General features: G+C 63.6%; 15 protein-coding genes. 13 read left to right on the forward strand and 2 right to left on the reverse strand.

The features are described from left to right. The first annotated feature begins 72 nt into the window (after positions 1-72). The 10 genes from nagZ to FJW05_RS01685 all read left to right on the forward strand — a co-directional run bounded on the left by nagZ (position 73) and on the right by FJW05_RS01685 (position 9,669). Positions 73-1,092 carry a beta-N-acetylhexosaminidase gene (gene nagZ, locus FJW05_RS01640; protein ID WP_140627255.1) on the forward strand — a complete coding sequence of 340 codons (1,020 nt, stop codon included), beginning with the start codon at positions 73-75 and terminating at the stop codon, positions 1,090-1,092. A 62-nt stretch (positions 1,093-1,154) separates the two neighbouring features. Further along, the gene (locus FJW05_RS01645; protein ID WP_140546603.1) at positions 1,155-1,955 is read left to right on the forward strand and encodes a ScpA family protein; all 801 of its coding nucleotides are present in this window, start codon (positions 1,155-1,157) and stop codon (positions 1,953-1,955) included. Beyond that, entirely contained in the window at positions 1,952-2,707 is a 756-nt protein-coding gene (gene scpB / locus FJW05_RS01650; RefSeq protein ID WP_095765016.1) for an SMC-Scp complex subunit ScpB, read from the forward strand. The genes FJW05_RS01645 and scpB overlap by 4 nt, the downstream gene beginning before the upstream one ends. A 179-nt stretch (positions 2,708-2,886) precedes the next feature. Then, on the forward strand, positions 2,887-3,105 hold the full coding sequence (locus tag FJW05_RS01655; protein WP_027167260.1) for a twin-arginine translocase TatA/TatE family subunit: 219 nt from the start codon (positions 2,887-2,889) through the stop codon (positions 3,103-3,105). Positions 3,106-3,188: 83 nt separating this feature from the next. After that, entirely contained in the window at positions 3,189-3,917 is a 729-nt protein-coding gene (tatB, locus tag FJW05_RS01660) for a Sec-independent protein translocase protein TatB (RefSeq protein ID WP_140627256.1), read from the forward strand. Then, on the forward strand, positions 3,914-4,777 hold the full coding sequence (gene tatC, locus FJW05_RS01665) for a twin-arginine translocase subunit TatC (RefSeq protein ID WP_140627258.1): 864 nt from the start codon (positions 3,914-3,916) through the stop codon (positions 4,775-4,777). The genes tatB and tatC overlap by 4 nt, the downstream gene beginning before the upstream one ends. 487 nt (positions 4,778-5,264) lie before the next feature. Beyond that, on the forward strand, positions 5,265-6,569 hold the full coding sequence (gene serS / locus FJW05_RS01670; RefSeq protein ID WP_140627260.1) for a serine--tRNA ligase: 1,305 nt from the start codon (positions 5,265-5,267) through the stop codon (positions 6,567-6,569). Between the two features lie 4 nt (positions 6,570-6,573). Next, positions 6,574-7,332 (forward strand): 5'/3'-nucleotidase SurE, encoded by a 759-nt coding sequence (gene surE / locus FJW05_RS01675; protein WP_140627262.1) that lies wholly within the window; start codon positions 6,574-6,576, stop codon positions 7,330-7,332. Positions 7,333-7,345: 13 nt separating this feature from the next. Beyond that, complete coding sequence (locus FJW05_RS01680) at positions 7,346-7,999, forward strand: protein-L-isoaspartate(D-aspartate) O-methyltransferase (protein ID WP_140627265.1); 654 nt, start codon at positions 7,346-7,348, stop codon at positions 7,997-7,999. A 137-nt stretch (positions 8,000-8,136) separates the two neighbouring features. Beyond that, complete coding sequence (locus FJW05_RS01685) at positions 8,137-9,669, forward strand: peptidoglycan DD-metalloendopeptidase family protein (protein WP_140627267.1); 1,533 nt, start codon at positions 8,137-8,139, stop codon at positions 9,667-9,669. Positions 9,670-9,779: 110 nt separating this feature from the next. Here the strand turns inward: FJW05_RS01685 and FJW05_RS01690 are convergent, their stop codons facing one another. Beyond that, positions 9,780-10,670 carry an NAD-dependent epimerase/dehydratase family protein gene (locus FJW05_RS01690; RefSeq protein WP_140627268.1) on the reverse strand — a complete coding sequence of 297 codons (891 nt, stop codon included), beginning with the start codon at positions 10,668-10,670 and terminating at the stop codon, positions 9,780-9,782. Positions 10,671-10,766: 96 nt separating this feature from the next. On the opposite strand from FJW05_RS01690, the gene FJW05_RS01695 reads away from it, so the two are divergent. Next, complete coding sequence (locus tag FJW05_RS01695; protein ID WP_181164821.1) at positions 10,767-11,603, forward strand: AraC family transcriptional regulator; 837 nt, start codon at positions 10,767-10,769, stop codon at positions 11,601-11,603. A gap of 10 nt (positions 11,604-11,613) precedes the next feature. On the opposite strand, the gene FJW05_RS01700 is transcribed toward FJW05_RS01695, so the two are convergent. After that, entirely contained in the window at positions 11,614-12,486 is an 873-nt protein-coding gene (locus tag FJW05_RS01700; RefSeq protein ID WP_140627272.1) for an ATP-binding protein, read from the reverse strand. A 267-nt stretch (positions 12,487-12,753) separates the two neighbouring features. Between FJW05_RS01700 and yajC the strand changes: the two genes are divergently transcribed. After that, complete coding sequence (gene yajC / locus FJW05_RS01705; RefSeq protein WP_095765024.1) at positions 12,754-13,092, forward strand: preprotein translocase subunit YajC; 339 nt, start codon at positions 12,754-12,756, stop codon at positions 13,090-13,092. Between the two features lie 54 nt (positions 13,093-13,146). Beyond that, positions 13,147-15,690: a protein translocase subunit SecDF gene (gene secDF / locus FJW05_RS01710; RefSeq protein WP_140627274.1), complete on the forward strand. Its 2,544-nt coding sequence runs from the start codon at positions 13,147-13,149 to the stop codon at positions 15,688-15,690. The last annotated feature ends 13 nt before the right edge of the window (positions 15,691-15,703 follow it).

Here is a 15,703-nt window from a genome sequence, read left to right on the forward strand (position 1 = left end):
GGTTGCGGGCTTTTGCTGGTCCGAGGGCAGGGGTGATTCCCTTGGCTCGCTCAAAGCCTTAAGCTTCCGGGCATGAGCGAATCAAAATCCATGATCCTCGGCTGCGCCGGGAAATCCCTCACAGAGGACGAAATCCATTTCTATCGGGACGAACGTCCTTGGGGCTTCATCCTGTTTGCGCGCAACATCGGCGAGGCCGGGCAGATCCGCGACCTCATCGCCTCGATGCGCGACTGCATCGGTCGCCCCGACGCTCCGATCTTCATCGACCAGGAAGGCGGCCGGGTGCAGCGCCTGCGCCCGCCGCTGGCGCCGAACTACCCGGCCGGGGGCGCGCTTGGCGCATTGTGGCGCGACGATCGCGAGGCAGGCCGCCGCGCCGCCTGGCTGATGGCACGGCTGCATGCCTTCGATCTCTCGCGCCTCGGCATCACCGCCGACTGCCTGCCGGTGCTCGATGTGCCCGTCGAAGGCGCCAGCGACGTCATCGGCGCGCGCGCCTATGGCAAGGAGCCCAATGCTGCGATCGAGCTTGGCCGGGCCTCGGCCGAGGGGCTGATGTCGGGCGGCGTGCTGCCGGTGATGAAGCATATTCCCGGCCACGGCCGCGCCTTTGCCGACACGCATTTCGCGCTGCCGACCATCGATACGCCGATCGAGGAGCTCAGACGGCATGATTTTGCCCCGTTCAAGGCGTTGAACGAGCTGCCGATGGCGATGACGGCGCATGTCGTCTACAGCGCGGTCGACCCTGACAATCCGGCGACGACGTCCGCCAAAGTCGTCGATCAGGTGATCCGCGGCGAGATCGGCTTCGACGGGCTGCTGATGAGCGACGACACGTCGATGAAGGCACTTTCTGGGGATTTCCCGACAAAGGCGGCCTCAATCCTTGCGGCCGGCTGCGATCTCGTCCTTCACTGCAACGGCGTTTTCGAGGAGATGTCGGGGATCGCGTCGCGCACGACGGCGCTGTCAGGCAAGTCTTTGCAGCGCGCCGAGCGGGCGCTGACCTATATAAAGGATCGCGACGCCGCCGATGAAACGGCCATACGCGCAGAATTCGCCACCTATTTCGAAGCGGTGGCCTAAACCGAAGGGACGAAAGGCAAGTGGCGGAGACATTGGAAGGCAAGGCCGCGAAGGCCGCACCGATGGACCGCCTGTGGGCCGAGAACGACGATTCACGCTTGACCGGCGACCCGTCGCTGGTCGTCGACGTGGCGGGTTTCGAAGGCCCGCTCGATCTTCTTTTGCATCTTGCCCGCAACCAGAAGGTCGATCTGGCGCGCATTTCTATCCTGGCGCTCGCGGAGCAATATCTGGCCTTCGTCGAAAAAGTGCGGGCGCTGAGGCTAGAGCTTGCCGCCGACTATCTGGTGATGGCGGCGTGGCTCGCTTTCCTGAAGTCGAAGCTCTTGATACCGAAACAGCCGGGCGAAGAGGGCGAAAGCGGCGAGGAACTGGCGGCCGTGCTGCAATTCCGGCTGAAGCGCCTTGAAGCCATGCGCGACGCCTCGGCGCGGCTGGTGAACCGCAACCGCCTTGGCCGTGACGTCTTTGCGCGCGGCATGCCGGAAATGGTCATTGTCGAGAAGCGCAACAGCTTTTCGGCTTCGCTCTACGATCTGCTCACCGCCTATGCGCAGCAGCGCCAGCGGCAGGCGATCAACAATGTGACGATCGCCCGGCGCGCCGTGTGGTCGCTCAAGGATGCACGCGAGGTGCTGGCGCGGCTGATCGGCTCGGTCGGCGACTGGACGACGCTCGACAGCTTCCTGATCGAATATCTGGCGGCGCCGGAAGAGAAGCGCACGGCGATGGCCAGTTCCTTCGCGGCGACGCTCGAAATGGTGCGCGAGGGCAAATTGGAAGTGCGGCAGGACCAGGTGTTCGCGCCGATCTATCTGCGCGGCCGCGCAGAAGGGGTAAGGGCAGTCGAGGTGGTATCATGAGCGAACGCGCCAACGCTTCGGTCATCCCGTTCAAGGTCGAGGACGAACCGGAAGACGAGATGGCCGAGCAGGGTTCCATCGAAAACCCCGCCGAGCGGCTGCAGTTGTCGGAAGCCGTGCGCATGGCCGAGGCGATTATTTTCGCCAGTGCCGAGCCGGTCAGCGAAAAGCAGCTTGCCGCGCGCCTGCCGGAAGGCGTCAACATTGCCGCCGCAATGGCGGACCTGCAGGAAATCTATGCCAAGCGCGGCGTCAACCTGGTACGGGTCGGCGATGCCTGGGCCTTCCGCACCGCGGGCGACCTGGCTTTCCTGATGAGCCGGGACTCCGTGCAGCAAAGGAAGCTCTCGCGCGCGGCGCTCGAAGTGCTGGCGATCATCGCCTATCACCAGCCGGTGACGCGCGCCGAGATCGAGGACATCAGGGGCGTCGAAACGTCGAAGGGCACGCTCGACACGCTGCTGGAAACGGAGTGGGTCAGGATGCGCGGGCGCCGCCGCACGCCCGGACGGCCGGTGACCTACGGCACTACGGACGCTTTCCTCGATCATTTCGCGCTGGAGGAAATCCGCGATCTGCCCGGCATGGAAGAGCTGAAAGGCGCTGGCCTGCTCTCGACGCGCATGCCGGCGAATTTCTCGATGCCGGTTCCGCCGGCCGATCCGGACGCGCTCGCCGAAGACGAGGATGCGCTGACCGATATCGACCTCGAGGAGCTCGGGCTGCTGACGCCGCGCGTCACCGACGAGTGATCATCAAATCGCCGCGAATGGTCTATTAGCAGAGGCTGCGCGGATTCGTAGCAAGCCGCTCACGCTGAAAGTGCGTGACATCCGCTAGCCATTTTATCAACTTCGTAGCGGTTGTGTTTGAATCCCCGAGCGAAAACGCATAGATCATCGCCGAGGGAAACCATTCGAGAGAGATTGTTATGGGTTCATTTTCGATTTGGCACTGGATGATCGTGCTGGTCATCGTGCTTCTGGTGTTCGGCCGCGGCAAGATCCCGGAACTGATGGGCGACATGGCCAAGGGCATCAAGAGCTTCAAGAAGGGCATGGCCGACGACGACGCCGACGACAAGCGTACCGTCGAACATCGCGCTGACGAGACTGTTTCGCCGGCCAAGGAAAAGGTCAGCAAGAGCTGATCTTGGTTGTTGCTTTGAGCATGCCGTTGTCCCAAAACCGCTTCGCATTTTTGGGCGGCAGGCACCCGTCGGAATAGATTGTCATGTTCGAAGTCGGTTGGAGCGAGCTGCTGGTGATCGCGGTCGTCATGATCGTGGTCGTCGGGCCTAAGGATTTGCCCAACATGCTGCGCACCTTCGGCCGCACCGCGGCGAAACTGCGCGCCATGGCCGGCGACTTCCAGAAGCAGTTCAACGAAGCGCTGAAGGAAGCCGAGCTCGACGATGTGAAGAGCTCGATCGATAGTCTTCGCGGCCTCAATCCGATGAACGAGGTGCGCAAGCAGCTCAATCCGTTCGAGCAGGCCGCGGCCGATGTGCGCGCCGGGGTCGATACGATGATGAAGCCCAAGCCGGCCGCCGATCCGGCGGAGCCGGCAGCGGAAACGCCGCAGGCCGCCGAGCCGCTCAAGAACGGTGCGACGGACCTGCCCGGCGTCGGTGGACCCGAGGCTGCCTCTGCCGCTCCAGCCTTCCCGGCCATGACCGACGCCTCCGTCACCGCACCGGGTTCGGACACCGCCGTGCCGGCCAAACCGGCGAAAAAGGCGGTGACCGCCAAGGCAAGGACCGCCGGCGCAGCGGCGAAAACAGCAGCGGCATCAAAGCCGTCGGCAGCGAAAGCGCCGGCCAAATCCTCGCCGGCTGCGGCTAAAGCCGCCGCGCCCGCCAGCAAGGTGGCGCCCAAGACTGAGACAAAACCTGCCGCGGCGAAGAAGCTGGTCGCGAAGAAGGCAACCGACGGCAAGAAGATGACGGGCGGGACCAAGTGAGCGTTTCGGACAAGGAAAAGGAAGAAATCGAGAAATCGTCCGCGCCGCTGATCGAGCATCTCATCGAGCTGCGCCGCCGCCTGATCTGGTCGCTGGGCGGCTTCTTCGTCGCCTTTCTCGTCTGCTTCTTCTTCGCCAAACGCCTGTTCAACCTTCTGGTCGTCCCCTTCAAATGGGCGACACAGTGGGCAGGGCTCGACCCGCATAAGGTCGAGCTGATCTATACCGCGCCGCAGGAGTTCTTCTTCACCCAGGTGAAGCTTGCCATGTTCGGCGGCATGGTGATCGCCTTCCCGCTGATCGCCACTCAGATCTACAAGTTCATCGCGCCCGGCCTCTACAAGAACGAGCGCAGCGCCTTCCTGCCGTTCCTGATCGCATCGCCCATCTTGTTCGTGATGGGCGCCTCGCTGGTCTATTTCTTCTTCACCCCGATGGTCATGTGGTTCTTCCTGGCCATGCAGCAGACCGGCACCAACGACCAGGTGCAGATCTCCTTGCTGCCGAAGGTGTCGGAATATCTCAGCCTGATCATGACGCTGATCTTCTCCTTCGGCCTGGTGTTCCAGCTGCCGGTGGTGACCAGCCTTTTGACCCGCGTCGGCATATTGTCGTCGCAGGCGCTGGCCGAGAAGCGCAAATGGGCGATCGTCCTTTCCTTCGTCGTTGCCGCCGTGCTGACGCCGCCCGATCCGATGAGCCAGTGCGGCCTCGCCATCCCGACCATCATTCTCTATGAGGTCGCCATCTGGTCCTCGCGCATGATCGAGCGCAGCCAGGCGCGCGACCGCTTGGCACGCGAGCAGGCGGAGGCGGGGAGCTCTGCCGCCAGCAACACGCCGGATGCGCCGTCGGCGTAAGTCGCCCGACACAGGGATTTTGAAGGCTGCCGTTTGTCTTGGTGCAGGATTCTCGGTTCATGTCCGTGAAATCAGCCCAAACGCCGGGATTGGTTGAAGCCGCCCCAACGTCGTCATTCTATGGCGAAGTAAGGAGCGAAGCGACGCGGCGCAGACCATAGAATCCATGCCGTGACTTGGAAGCGCCGCCGCGGTGCAGAATTTTGGTCCGTTGCACGCCTTGGCGAAGGTAACGGCATGGATTCCAGGGTCTTCGCGACGGAGCTTCGCTCCTGCTCCGCCCTAGAATGACGATCGCGATGGGCGTTTCGGCCAATCTCAAAGCCATGCCGCCTGCCAACGCAAACATAGCCGACCGGTCAAAATCCCTGTGCTGGGGAAACTGGACGCACCCCAGGTCGGGAATCGCGGCGATGCGCCTAACCGGCGTCTTGCATCGATGGCGGATGCGGTTTACCCCCTCGATCCTTACTTTTGAGGATCGACCATGCTTGATATCAAATGGATTCGCGACAACCCCAAGGCCCTTGTCGAGGCGCTGGTGAAGCGCTCGTGGCCGGCGGGCGAAGCGCAGTCCACGGTCGACGACCTGGTCGCGAAGGACGAAGCGCGGCGTTCGCATCTCAGCGAGCTGCAGGTCAAGCAGGAACGCCGCAACGCCGCCTCGAAGGAGATCGGCAACGCCATGCGTTCAGGCGATTCAGCGCTCGCCGACAAGCTCAAGGGCGAGGTCAGCGAGATCAAGGCGTTCATCCAGAATGGCGAGGCGCGCGAGCGCGAGCTCGACAAGGCGCTGGACGACGCGCTGGCGGTTCTGCCCAACGTGCCGCTTGAAGACGTGCCGGTTGGTAAGGACGAGCACGATAATGTCGTCAAGCGCATCGTCGGCGAGGTGCCGATGCGCCCGAACTGGGTGAAGGAGCATTTCGAGATCGGCGAAGCGCTCGGCATGATGGATTTCGAGCGGGCGGCGAAATTGTCCGGCTCGCGCTTCACGGTGCTGAAGAGCCAGCTGGCGCGCATGGAGCGGGCGCTCGGCCAGTTCATGATCGACCTGCACACCACCGAGCACGGTTATGAAGAGATCATCCCGCCGCTGATGGTGCGCGACGAGGTATTGTTCGGCACCAATCAGCTGCCGAAATTCGAGCTCGACCTGTTCTTCACGCCGCATGGCGACAGTCGGCTTGGCCTCATTCCGACGGCGGAAGTGCCGCTCACCAATCTCGTGCGTGAAGAGATCACCGCGCATGAAAAACTGCCGCTGCGCTATACGGCGCTGACGCCATGCTTCCGCTCGGAGGCGGGCTCGGCCGGCCGCGACACGCGCGGCATGCTGCGTCAGCACCAGTTCTACAAGGTGGAGCTGGTCTCGATCACCGACCAGGAAAGCTCGCTCGCCGAGCATGAGCGCATGACTGAATGCGCCGAGGAAGTGCTGAAGCGGCTCGGCCTACCGTTCCGCACGGTCACGCTCTGTACCGGCGACATGGGCTTCGGCGCGCGCAAGACCTACGACATCGAGGTCTGGCTGCCGGGGCAGAACGCCTATCGTGAAATCTCGTCCTGCTCGGTCTGCGGCGATTTCCAGGCCAGGCGCATGGATGCCCGCTACAAGGACAAGGACGGCAAGGGCAATCGCTTCGTCCATACGTTGAACGGCTCGGGCACCGCGGTCGGCCGCGCTCTCATAGCCGTCATCGAAAACTACCAGAATGAGGATGGCAGCGTAACCATTCCTGAAGTGCTGAGGCCTTACATGGGTGGTCTCGCCAAGATCGAAGCGAAGTGACTTGATGCGCATTCTCCTGACCAATGACGACGGCATCCACGCCGAGGGGCTGGCGTCGCTCGAACGCATCGCCCGCACGCTGTCGGACGATGTCTGGGTGGTCGCGCCGGAGCAGGACCAGTCCGGCTATGCGCATTCGCTGTCGATCTCGGAGCCGCTCAGGCTGCGCAAGATCGGCGAGAAGCACTATGCCGTGCGCGGCACGCCGACCGACTGCGTCATCATGGGAACGAAGAAAATCCTGCCCGGACCGCCGGATCTGATCCTGTCCGGCGTCAATTCCGGCGCCAACATCGCCGACGACGTCACCTATTCGGGCACCGTTGCAGGCGCCATGGAAGGCGCGCTGCTCGGCGTCCGCTCGATCGCGGTGAGCCAGGCCTATTCCTATGTCGGCGAGGATCGCGTCGTGCCTTACGAGACGACCGAGGCGCTGGCGCCGGCGTTGCTCAAGCGACTGGTGGAGACGCCGCTGCCGGAAGGCGTGCTGCTCAACGTCAATTTCCCGAACTGCGCGCCGGACGAGGTGGAGGGCACCGTCGTCACCGCGCAGGGCAAGCTGGTGCACAGCCTTTGGGTCGACGAGCGGCGCGACGGGCGCGGCCTGCCTTATTACTGGCTGCGCTTCGGCCGCGAGCCGGTCGAAGGCAAGAAGGGCACGGATCTCCATGCGCTGCGCAACCGGCTGGTGTCGGTGACGCCGCTGCAACTCGACCTCACCGCCCATGAACTCCGCGACCAACTGACCAAGGCGCTGTCATAAAATAGGTTTTGGCATGAATACGGGCCTCGACGACCGCGAAGGTTTTGCCGCTTTCCTGCTCAGGCTGCGGGGCAGGGGCGCGGCGCCGAAGGCGCTGGTCGCCGCCTTCGAGGCGACGCCGCGGCGCGGTTTCCTGTCGGCGCAGTTCCATGCGGTCGCCTGGTCGGACGGCATGCTGCCGATCGAATGCGGCGAGGCGATCGAGGGCGCCGATCTGCAGGCGGCGGTGATCGCCGCGCTCCACATCGAGCCGGGCAACCGCGTGCTCGAGATCGGCACCGGTTCGGGCTACACGGCCGCTGTCATGTCGCGGCTTGCGGCGCGCGTCATCACCGTCGATCGCTACAAGACCCTGGCCGAGCAGGCCAAGCAGCGTTTCGAGGCGCTCGCCATCAGCAACGTCATCGCCCGCCAGGCCGACGGGTCAAACGGCCTGCCCAATGAAGGACCGTTCGACCGTATCGTCGCCTGGGCCGCCTTCGACAGCCTGCCGCGCTTCCTGCTCGACCAACTGTCGAGCGGCGGCATCGTCATCGCGCCGATCGGCCCGGAAGAGGGCGAGCAGGTGCTGGCCAAGCTCACCAAGGTCGGCAGCCGCTTCGAGCGCGAGGACATCGGCATGGTCAGGCTGCAGCCGATCCTGCGCAGCGTCGCGATGATGATTTAAGGGCCTCACAGCCCTCGCTAAAATTCCCGCCAATGTTTTAAGAAAATTTTCGTCGGATTCTAATGGGTTAACCGCCCAGTAACATTAACGCGCTTTAATCGTGACCAGTTTGTACCGGGTCTGTGCGGGTTAGTGCGATGCAATTCAATCACTTGAAGGCAAACAGACGTAATCTGGCGCGCGGTTGCGCTGTCCTGATGATTGCCGGCGCGGCGGCCGGGTGCAGTTCCCAGTCGATGCGCTTCAACGGTGTCGACGACGTCTTCACGTCATCCACCAACAATCAGCGCGCCATCATCAACAAGCAGAATGTCGACCAGCCCTATCCGGGCGACACGGTCGCTCCGGCGCCGGTCGACGGCACCCACACCCAGTCGGTGAGCCGCTCGAGCCTCGAGCCGGTCACGGCGCAGCAGCTGCCGCCGCCCTCGCAGCCTGCCGCCGCGCCGGCCAGGCCGATGCGCACAGCGTCAGCCCCGGCACTTGCTCCGGCTCCCGCGCTTGCTCCCGCGCCGCATGTCGACAGAACGACCACCAACACCGTCGCGCCGGCCAAGCCGTTCAAGGCGGCCGAGCCCGACGCCGTGCGCAACGCCAGTGCTGCCCCACATGCGACCGAAATCGTGGTCAGGGACGGCGAGACGCTTTCGGGCCTCGCGCAGCACTATCACGTGCCTGCCGATGCTATCGCCAAGGTCAACGGGATCGATCCGAAGAAGGGCATCCGCAGCGGCCAGAAGATCGTCATTCCCGCCTATGCCTATTCCAGCAAGGCGGAGCCGAAGGTTGCCGAGGGCAAGCCGGTGAATACGCCGAAGCAGCCTGCCGGCGCACCGGAGAAGGTCGCGGTGCTGCCGCAGCAGCCGAAAATCAAGGACGGCAAGTCGGCCGCTCAGGTCGACACGTCGGCCGCGGCCAGCGGCTCGAAGAACCCCAAGCCAGCGTCGCAGATGGCCGAGGCCAAGCCGGCCGGCGCCGGCGGCTCCTACACGGTGCAGCAGGGCGACTCGCTGTCCTCGATCGCCAGGAAGACCGGCGTCGGCGTCGTGGCGCTGAAGAAGGCCAACGGCATGCAGGACGGCCTGCTCAAGATCGGCCAGACGCTCAAGATTCCGGCCGGCGGCACGGTCGCCGTTGCCGCGGCAAAGCCCGCGGCCACCAAGCCGGCGGTCGATCCGGTGACGACGGCAACGACGCCGCCGGCGGCCAAGACCACCGAGACGCTCGCCTCCTATACGCCGCCTAAGAAGGACGCCAAGGTCATCCAGCAGGCCGAAGACGACGATGCGGTGGCGCCCGACGCGACCGGGATCGGCAAGATGCGCTGGCCGGTGCGCGGCCGGGTCATCTCGGGCTTCGGCTCCGGCAAGGACGGCGTCGACATAGCGGTGCCGGAAGGAACGCCGATCAAGGCAGCCGAGAACGGCGTCGTCATCTATGCCGGCGACGGCCTCAAGGAGTTCGGCAACACCGTGCTGGTGCGGCACGAGAACGGCCTGGTCACCGTCTACGGCCATGCGAGCTCGATCGAGGTGCAGCGCGGCCAGAAGGTCAAGCGCGGCCAGGAGATCGCGCTGTCCGGCATGAGCGGCACCACCGACTCGCCTAAGCTGCACTTCGAAGTGCGCAAGAACTCGGCCCCGGTCGATCCGACCGGCTACCTCGAATAGAACAAGAACCGTTTGCGGGCCGCCTGACCTCCAGTCCGGCCCGCCGTCTTCAGCCCGCTCCGCAAGGAGCGGGCTTTTTCAGATTCGTGCAAGATGCCTGCCCGCAAGGTTCAGAGGTGATCGCGCAGCGTGTCGGCGATCATCTCTTCAAGGCTGCTGGCCTTCACGCCAAGAAGCGTCTCCGCGTCGGAGCTATCGACCAGCAAGGGGCTCTCGAACAGGTATCGCATCTCGATGAGCTCATGCATGCCCAGGGCTTTCATCTCGGGGATGGAATAGGAGCGTGTTTCCGGGATCTCTTGTCCGAGCATTGCCGCGGTTTTCCGGATGAGCTCGCGGGGCGAGGCGTACTGCGAAGGAACATGAAACGCCCGTCCCCATTCACCCGTGTAGCGAGAGGCCGCGACAAGCGTGCTGGCGACGTCCTTGGTGAAGGCCCAGGCATGGGTTGCATCGAGGTCTCCAATAAAGGCGGTGGGCTTGCCCTCGATAATGGAGGGCAGCGCGACCAGCGAGAAGTAGCTGATCGCGCCATGTCCGAGATAGTCGCTGGATCGCACTTCGATCGCCGGCACACTGGCGCGGACCGCCCGCTGCCACATGATGGTCCTGGCGGTTCCCTTCTTCGAAGTCGGGTCCAGCGGCATGTCGGAGCGAAGCGGCTTTTCGGCATTTTCGCCATAACCGTATAGGTTGCCAAGCACGATGAGCTTCGTGCCGACTGCTTCCGCCGCGCGCACGGTGCCGTCGATTATGGGGAAAAAGTCGGTCGGCCACCGATGATATGTGGCCATGGCGCACATGAAAATGGCATCGGCGCCTCGGCAGAGGCGTGACAGCTCCGCGGCGTCCGTGGCGTCAGCCTGTATGGTCCGCACATTCGGCAACGCGTTCGAACCGACGCTTCGGCTTGTGAGAACGACGTCGTGTCCTTCTTCGCCAAGACGGCGAGCCGTCTCGCGCCCAACCGGGCCCGCGCCGACAACAACATAGAAACTCATGGCAACCTCTCTTCCAAGCTTGATGGAGAGGCGTGAGTACGAGTTCACGGCGTTGAAAATCGCGCGGGAATTGCCAAATCTTGGACAGGTTTTGCCATGAATCGAGAGAGCATGCCTTCGCAATTCGAGCCGGCCCGATCCTCGTCCGACGTAGCAATGGTCTCCCGGCATGTTGAAGCAGGCGTCCATCGCCTGTCCCGGGCGCCACACCATCGCATCATGGTGCATGCAAGCGCGGCAACGCGCTCCTACTGCAACCAGGTCGGGCGATATTTCGTCAGGCGCGCCGGCGATATCGACCTAGTGCCGGCTGGCGAGGAGGGCGGCTTCGACGCCGAAACCCCGTTCGAGACGATTGAGATCATCTTGCAGCCGGCCTTGATGGAAAGGGTCGCCGCGGAACTTGGCGGCAGGGCGCGAGCGTCGCGGCTCGACACACGCCATTTGCTGCGTGACCAGCGCATCGAACATCTCGCCCGAGCGCTGCAGAGCGACCTCAATGCCGGCGCGCCGAGCGGCCCTTTGTTTGCCGACAGCATCGGCGCCGCCCTTGCGGTGAGGCTGCTCGGTCTCGATGGCCCGGACGTGGTTCGAGTGAACCGGTTGTCGGATGCGCAGCTCAAGCGGGTTCTGGAACACATAGAGACCGCTCTCCACGAGCCGCTTTCGATTGACCGGCTGAGCCGGGTTGCCGGCGCGAGCAGCTCGCACTTGCGGACATGGTTCAAGGTGGCGACGGGCGTCACCCTGCATCGCTACGTGCTGCGACGCCGCGTGGAAAGGGCGCGCGTTCTGCTCAAGCAAGGCGGTCTGAGCACGAGCGAGGTAGCAGCATTGACGGGCTTCGCGCATCAGTCGCATCTGGCGCATTGGATGCGCCGCGAAATCGGCCAGACGCCGCGCGACTTGCGACGGGCGCAGTCGCCCAGGTGACGTTAACGTTTCAATCCTTCAGCGGCTTGCCGAGCCTCCCGGCGAGGTCCTGCGTGAACTGCCAGGCGACGCGGCCGGAACGGCTGCCGCGCGTGGTTGCCCATTCCAGCGCCTCGGCGCGCAGCTGCTCGGGGTCGATCGCCAGATCGTGGTAGCGGACATAGCCGTCGATCATGTCGAGATACTCGTCCTGCGAGCATTTGTGGAAGCCGAGCCACAGGCCGAAACGGTCGGATAGCGAGACCTTTTCCTCGACCGCTTCCGAAGGGTTGATGGCGGTGGAGCGCTCATTGTCGATCATATCGCGCGGCAACAGATGCCTTCGGTTGGACGTGGCGTAGAAGATGACGTTGCCGGGCCGGCCCTCGACGCCGCCCTCGAGCGCCGCCTTCAGCGATTTGTACGACGTGTCGTCATGGTCGAAGGAAAGGTCGTCGCAAAACAGGATAAAGCGCCAGGGGGCCGCCTTCAGGAGACCCATCAACTTGGGCAGCGTGTCGATGTCCTCGCGGTGGATCTCGATCAGCTTCAGCGGCCGGTCGAGCTTGTCGGAGGCGTTGACGGTGGCATGCACGGCCTTGACAAGGGACGATTTGCCCATGCCACGCGCGCCCCACAAAAGCACGTTGTTGGCCGCATAGCCGGACGCGAAGCGCTCGGTGTTGTCGAGCAGGATGTCGCGCACGCGGTCAACGCCGCGGATCAGGCCGATGTCGACGCGGTTGACCTTGCGCACCGGTTCCAGAAAGCCAGGGTCCGCCTGCCACACGAAACAGTCGGCAACGCCGAGGTCGGTCTGCGGCACGGGCGGCGGGGCAAGGCGAGCGACTGCCTCGATCAGGCGGTCGAGTTTCTTGTTCAATGCGTCAATGCTGTCGGTCATGTCAGGTCTTTTTATCGAGGTATTTCAGCGTGTGGGAGCGGCTTCCATGACATCGCTGCAAGAACCAGGCCCAAGCTTTTGTTGGAGCATGATCTTTTCGGTGGCCTCCAAGCCGCTTCCGCTGCGACGCTCTAGCACGCCGCAAACGGCTGGAAAAGCAACGGATCGGGCTCGCAGCGCAGTTGCATTGGCAAGTTTACCGACTATATTCCGGCCAAATTTTCGCGGGGCCGCCCCGGCGGTATTTCACCATCCAGGAGTTTCTTGATGTTCGTTACACCGGCATACGCCCAGGGCGTCGGCGCCTCGCCAGACATGTTGATCTCGATTTTGCCGTTTGTCCTGATTTTCGTGATCATGTATTTTCTGATCATCCGGCCGCAGCGCGCGCAGCTGAAGAAGCGCCAGGAGATGCTGTCGGCGGTGCGCCGCGGCGACACGGTGGTGACCGGCGGCGGCTTTGTCGGCAAGGTGACCAAGGTGATCGACGACAACGAGCTGGAGATCGACCTTGGCGGCGGAACCAAGGTGACGGCGCTGCGCTCCACGATTTCGGACGTGCGCGTCAAGGGCGAGCCGGTGGCGAACCAGAACGCCAAGAAGTAATCCTAACCTCGATGGCGGAACGCTGCCGCTTGTACGCCTGAACGGATAAAACGAATGCTCTATTTCTCGCGCCTGAAGATGATCCTGATCTGGCTCGCCGTGGCCATCACAGTGATCCTCGCCGCGCCCAATCTCTTCCCGGCGAGCATGCTGGCGCAATTGCCGAGCTGGGTTCCGAAGCGGCAGATGACGCTCGGCCTTGATCTTCAGGGCGGCTCGCACATCCTGCTGCAGATGGATCAGAACGACCTGATCAAGGATCAGCTGCAGACGACGCGCGATGAGATCAGGACGCTGCTGCGCGATGCCAAGATCCAATATACCGGCCTTGGCGGAACAGGCCGAACCGTGCAGGTGCGCATCAACGATTCGAGCCAGATCGAAGCCGCCAAGGCAGCGCTGAAGCCGATAACCAACCCGGTCGCAGCCGGTCTGTTTGCCGGAGGCTCCGTGCAGTCGATGGCGCTGGACGATTCCGAGCCTGGGCTGTTGAAGTTCACCGTCACGGATGCGGGCATCAAATACCGCACCTCGACCGCGCTCTCGCAAGCGATCGAGGTGGTCGAGCGACGCGTCAACGCGCTTGGCACGACCGAGCCGATCGTGCAGCGGCAGGGCGACGATCGCATCCTGGTCCAGGTGCCCGGGCTCCAGAACCCGCAAAGGCTCAAGGACATCATCGGCCAGACCGCCAAGCTGACGTTCCAGATGGTCGACACGTCGGTGCCGGTCCAGGACGCGATGAAGAATCGCCCGCCGGCCGGCGACTCGGTCCTGTATTCGCAGGACGATCCTCCGGTTCCCTACCTCGTCGAGAACCGCGTTATCGTCTCGGGCGAAGACCTGTCGAATGCGACGCCGACGTATAATTCACAGACCAATGAGCCGGTGGTTTCGTTCACCTTCAATTCGCGCGGGGCGACCAGGTTCGGCCAGGCGACCCAGCAGAATGTCGGCAAGCCGTTCGCCATCGTGCTCGACAACCAGGTGATTTCGGCACCGGTGATCCGCGAGCCGATCCTCGGCGGCAGCGGCCAGATCTCCGGCAATTTCACGACCGAGAGCGCCAACGACCTCGCCGTCTTGCTGCGCGCCGGCGCCCTGCCGGCCAAATTGACCATCATCGAAGAGCGTACCGTCGGCCCGGGCCTTGGTCAGGACTCCATCCACGCCGGCAAGGTGGCTGGCGTGATCGGCTCAATCCTCGTCGTCGCCTTCATGTTCGTCGCCTATGGGTTCCTCGGTTTCCTGGCCAACATCGCTCTGGCCGTGCACGTGGCGATGATCGTCGGCGCGCTGTCGCTGCTCGGCGCCACGCTGACCTTGCCCGGCATCGCCGGTATCGTGCTCACCATCGGCATGGCGGTGGACTCCAACGTTCTGATCTACGAGCGCATCCGCGAGGAGCGGCGAGCCGGCCGCTCGGTGATCCAGGCGATCGACACCGGCTTCTCGAAGGCGCTGGCGACGATCGTCGATTCCAACGTCACCTCGCTGATCGCCACAGTGGTGCTGTTCTGGCTGGGTACAGGGCCGGTCAAGGGCTTTGCGATCACCTACGCGATCGGCATTCTGACCACGGTCTTCACCGCCTTCACCTTCACCCGCATGCTGGTGTCGATCTGGCTGCGCCGCGCCCGGCCGAAGGAACTGCCGCGCGCGCCGGTCACCTTCATTCCGCCGGGCACGAAGATCCCGTTCATGGGCATCCGCCGCTGGACATTTGCTCTCTCCAGCACGTTGTCGATCCTGTCGGTCGTCGGGTTCCTGACCCTTGGCATCAACTACGGCATCGACTTCAAGGGCGGCTCGCTGATCGAGGTGCAGTCCAAGCAGGGCGATGCCAATCTTGGCGACATCCGCAGCAGGCTCTCCGAGCTCAACATCGGCGAGATCCAGGTGCAACAGTTCGGTGCGCCGAACGACGTGCTGATCCGTGTCGGCACGCAGGATGCCGGCGAGAATGCAGAGCAGACCGTGATCGACAAGGTGCGGGGCGAACTGCAGGACCAATATGACTTCCGCCGCGTCGAGGTGGTCGGGCCGACGGTCTCAGGCGAGTTGGCCAAGCAGGGCACGATCGCCATGCTGATCGCGCTGGCGGGCATCCTGCTCTATGTCTGGTTCCGCTTCGAATGGCAGTTCGCCGTCGGCGCCATCGTGGCCACGGTGCACGATGTGGTGATGACGATCGGCTTCTTCGTCTTGTCAGGGCTGGAGTTCAACCAGTCGTCGTTGGCGGCCATCCTGACTATCATCGGCTATTCGCTGAACGACACCATCGTGGTCTATGACCGCGTTCGCGAGGATCTGCGAAAATACAAGAAGATGCCGCTGCCGCAGCTCTTGAACAACGCCATCAACGAGACGCTGTCCAGAACCACGCTGACCTCCGTCACCACATCGCTGGCGCTGTTGGCACTGGTGCTGTTCGGCGGCGAGGTGATCCGTTCCTTCACGCTGGCGATGCTGTTCGGCGTGGTGTTCGGCACCTATTCGTCGATCTTCATCGCCGCGCCGCTGCTGATCCTCTTCAAGCTGAGGCCGCAGGCCTCGGCTGAGGAGAAGCCGGTGAACGGCAAGGCCGTGGCGACCTGACGCCGTTTCGGCA

Origin of the sequence: Mesorhizobium sp. B2-9-1 (assembly GCF_006439455.1) — a bacterium.
GTDB lineage: Bacteria > Pseudomonadota > Alphaproteobacteria > Rhizobiales > Rhizobiaceae > Mesorhizobium.

Coding starts and splice junctions, on each gene's coding strand:
- FJW05_RS01695 (WP_181164821.1), top strand. CDS start 10,767: ATGAATCGAGAGAGCATGCCTTCGCAATTCGAGCCGGCCCGATCCTCG.
- serS (WP_140627260.1), top strand. CDS start 5,265: ATGCTTGATATCAAATGGATTCGCGACAACCCCAAGGCCCTTGTCGAG.
- nagZ (WP_140627255.1), top strand. CDS start 73: ATGAGCGAATCAAAATCCATGATCCTCGGCTGCGCCGGGAAATCCCTC.
- FJW05_RS01700 (WP_140627272.1), bottom strand. CDS start 12,486: ATGACCGACAGCATTGACGCATTGAACAAGAAACTCGACCGCCTGATC.
- FJW05_RS01645 (WP_140546603.1), top strand. CDS start 1,155: ATGGACCGCCTGTGGGCCGAGAACGACGATTCACGCTTGACCGGCGAC.
- FJW05_RS01655 (WP_027167260.1), top strand. CDS start 2,887: ATGGGTTCATTTTCGATTTGGCACTGGATGATCGTGCTGGTCATCGTG.
- tatB (WP_140627256.1), top strand. CDS start 3,189: ATGTTCGAAGTCGGTTGGAGCGAGCTGCTGGTGATCGCGGTCGTCATG.
- scpB (WP_095765016.1), top strand. CDS start 1,952: ATGAGCGAACGCGCCAACGCTTCGGTCATCCCGTTCAAGGTCGAGGAC.
- yajC (WP_095765024.1), top strand. CDS start 12,754: ATGTTCGTTACACCGGCATACGCCCAGGGCGTCGGCGCCTCGCCAGAC.
- FJW05_RS01685 (WP_140627267.1), top strand. CDS start 8,137: ATGCAATTCAATCACTTGAAGGCAAACAGACGTAATCTGGCGCGCGGT.
- secDF (WP_140627274.1), top strand. CDS start 13,147: ATGCTCTATTTCTCGCGCCTGAAGATGATCCTGATCTGGCTCGCCGTG.
- surE (WP_140627262.1), top strand. CDS start 6,574: ATGCGCATTCTCCTGACCAATGACGACGGCATCCACGCCGAGGGGCTG.
- FJW05_RS01680 (WP_140627265.1), top strand. CDS start 7,346: ATGAATACGGGCCTCGACGACCGCGAAGGTTTTGCCGCTTTCCTGCTC.
- FJW05_RS01690 (WP_140627268.1), bottom strand. CDS start 10,670: ATGAGTTTCTATGTTGTTGTCGGCGCGGGCCCGGTTGGGCGCGAGACG.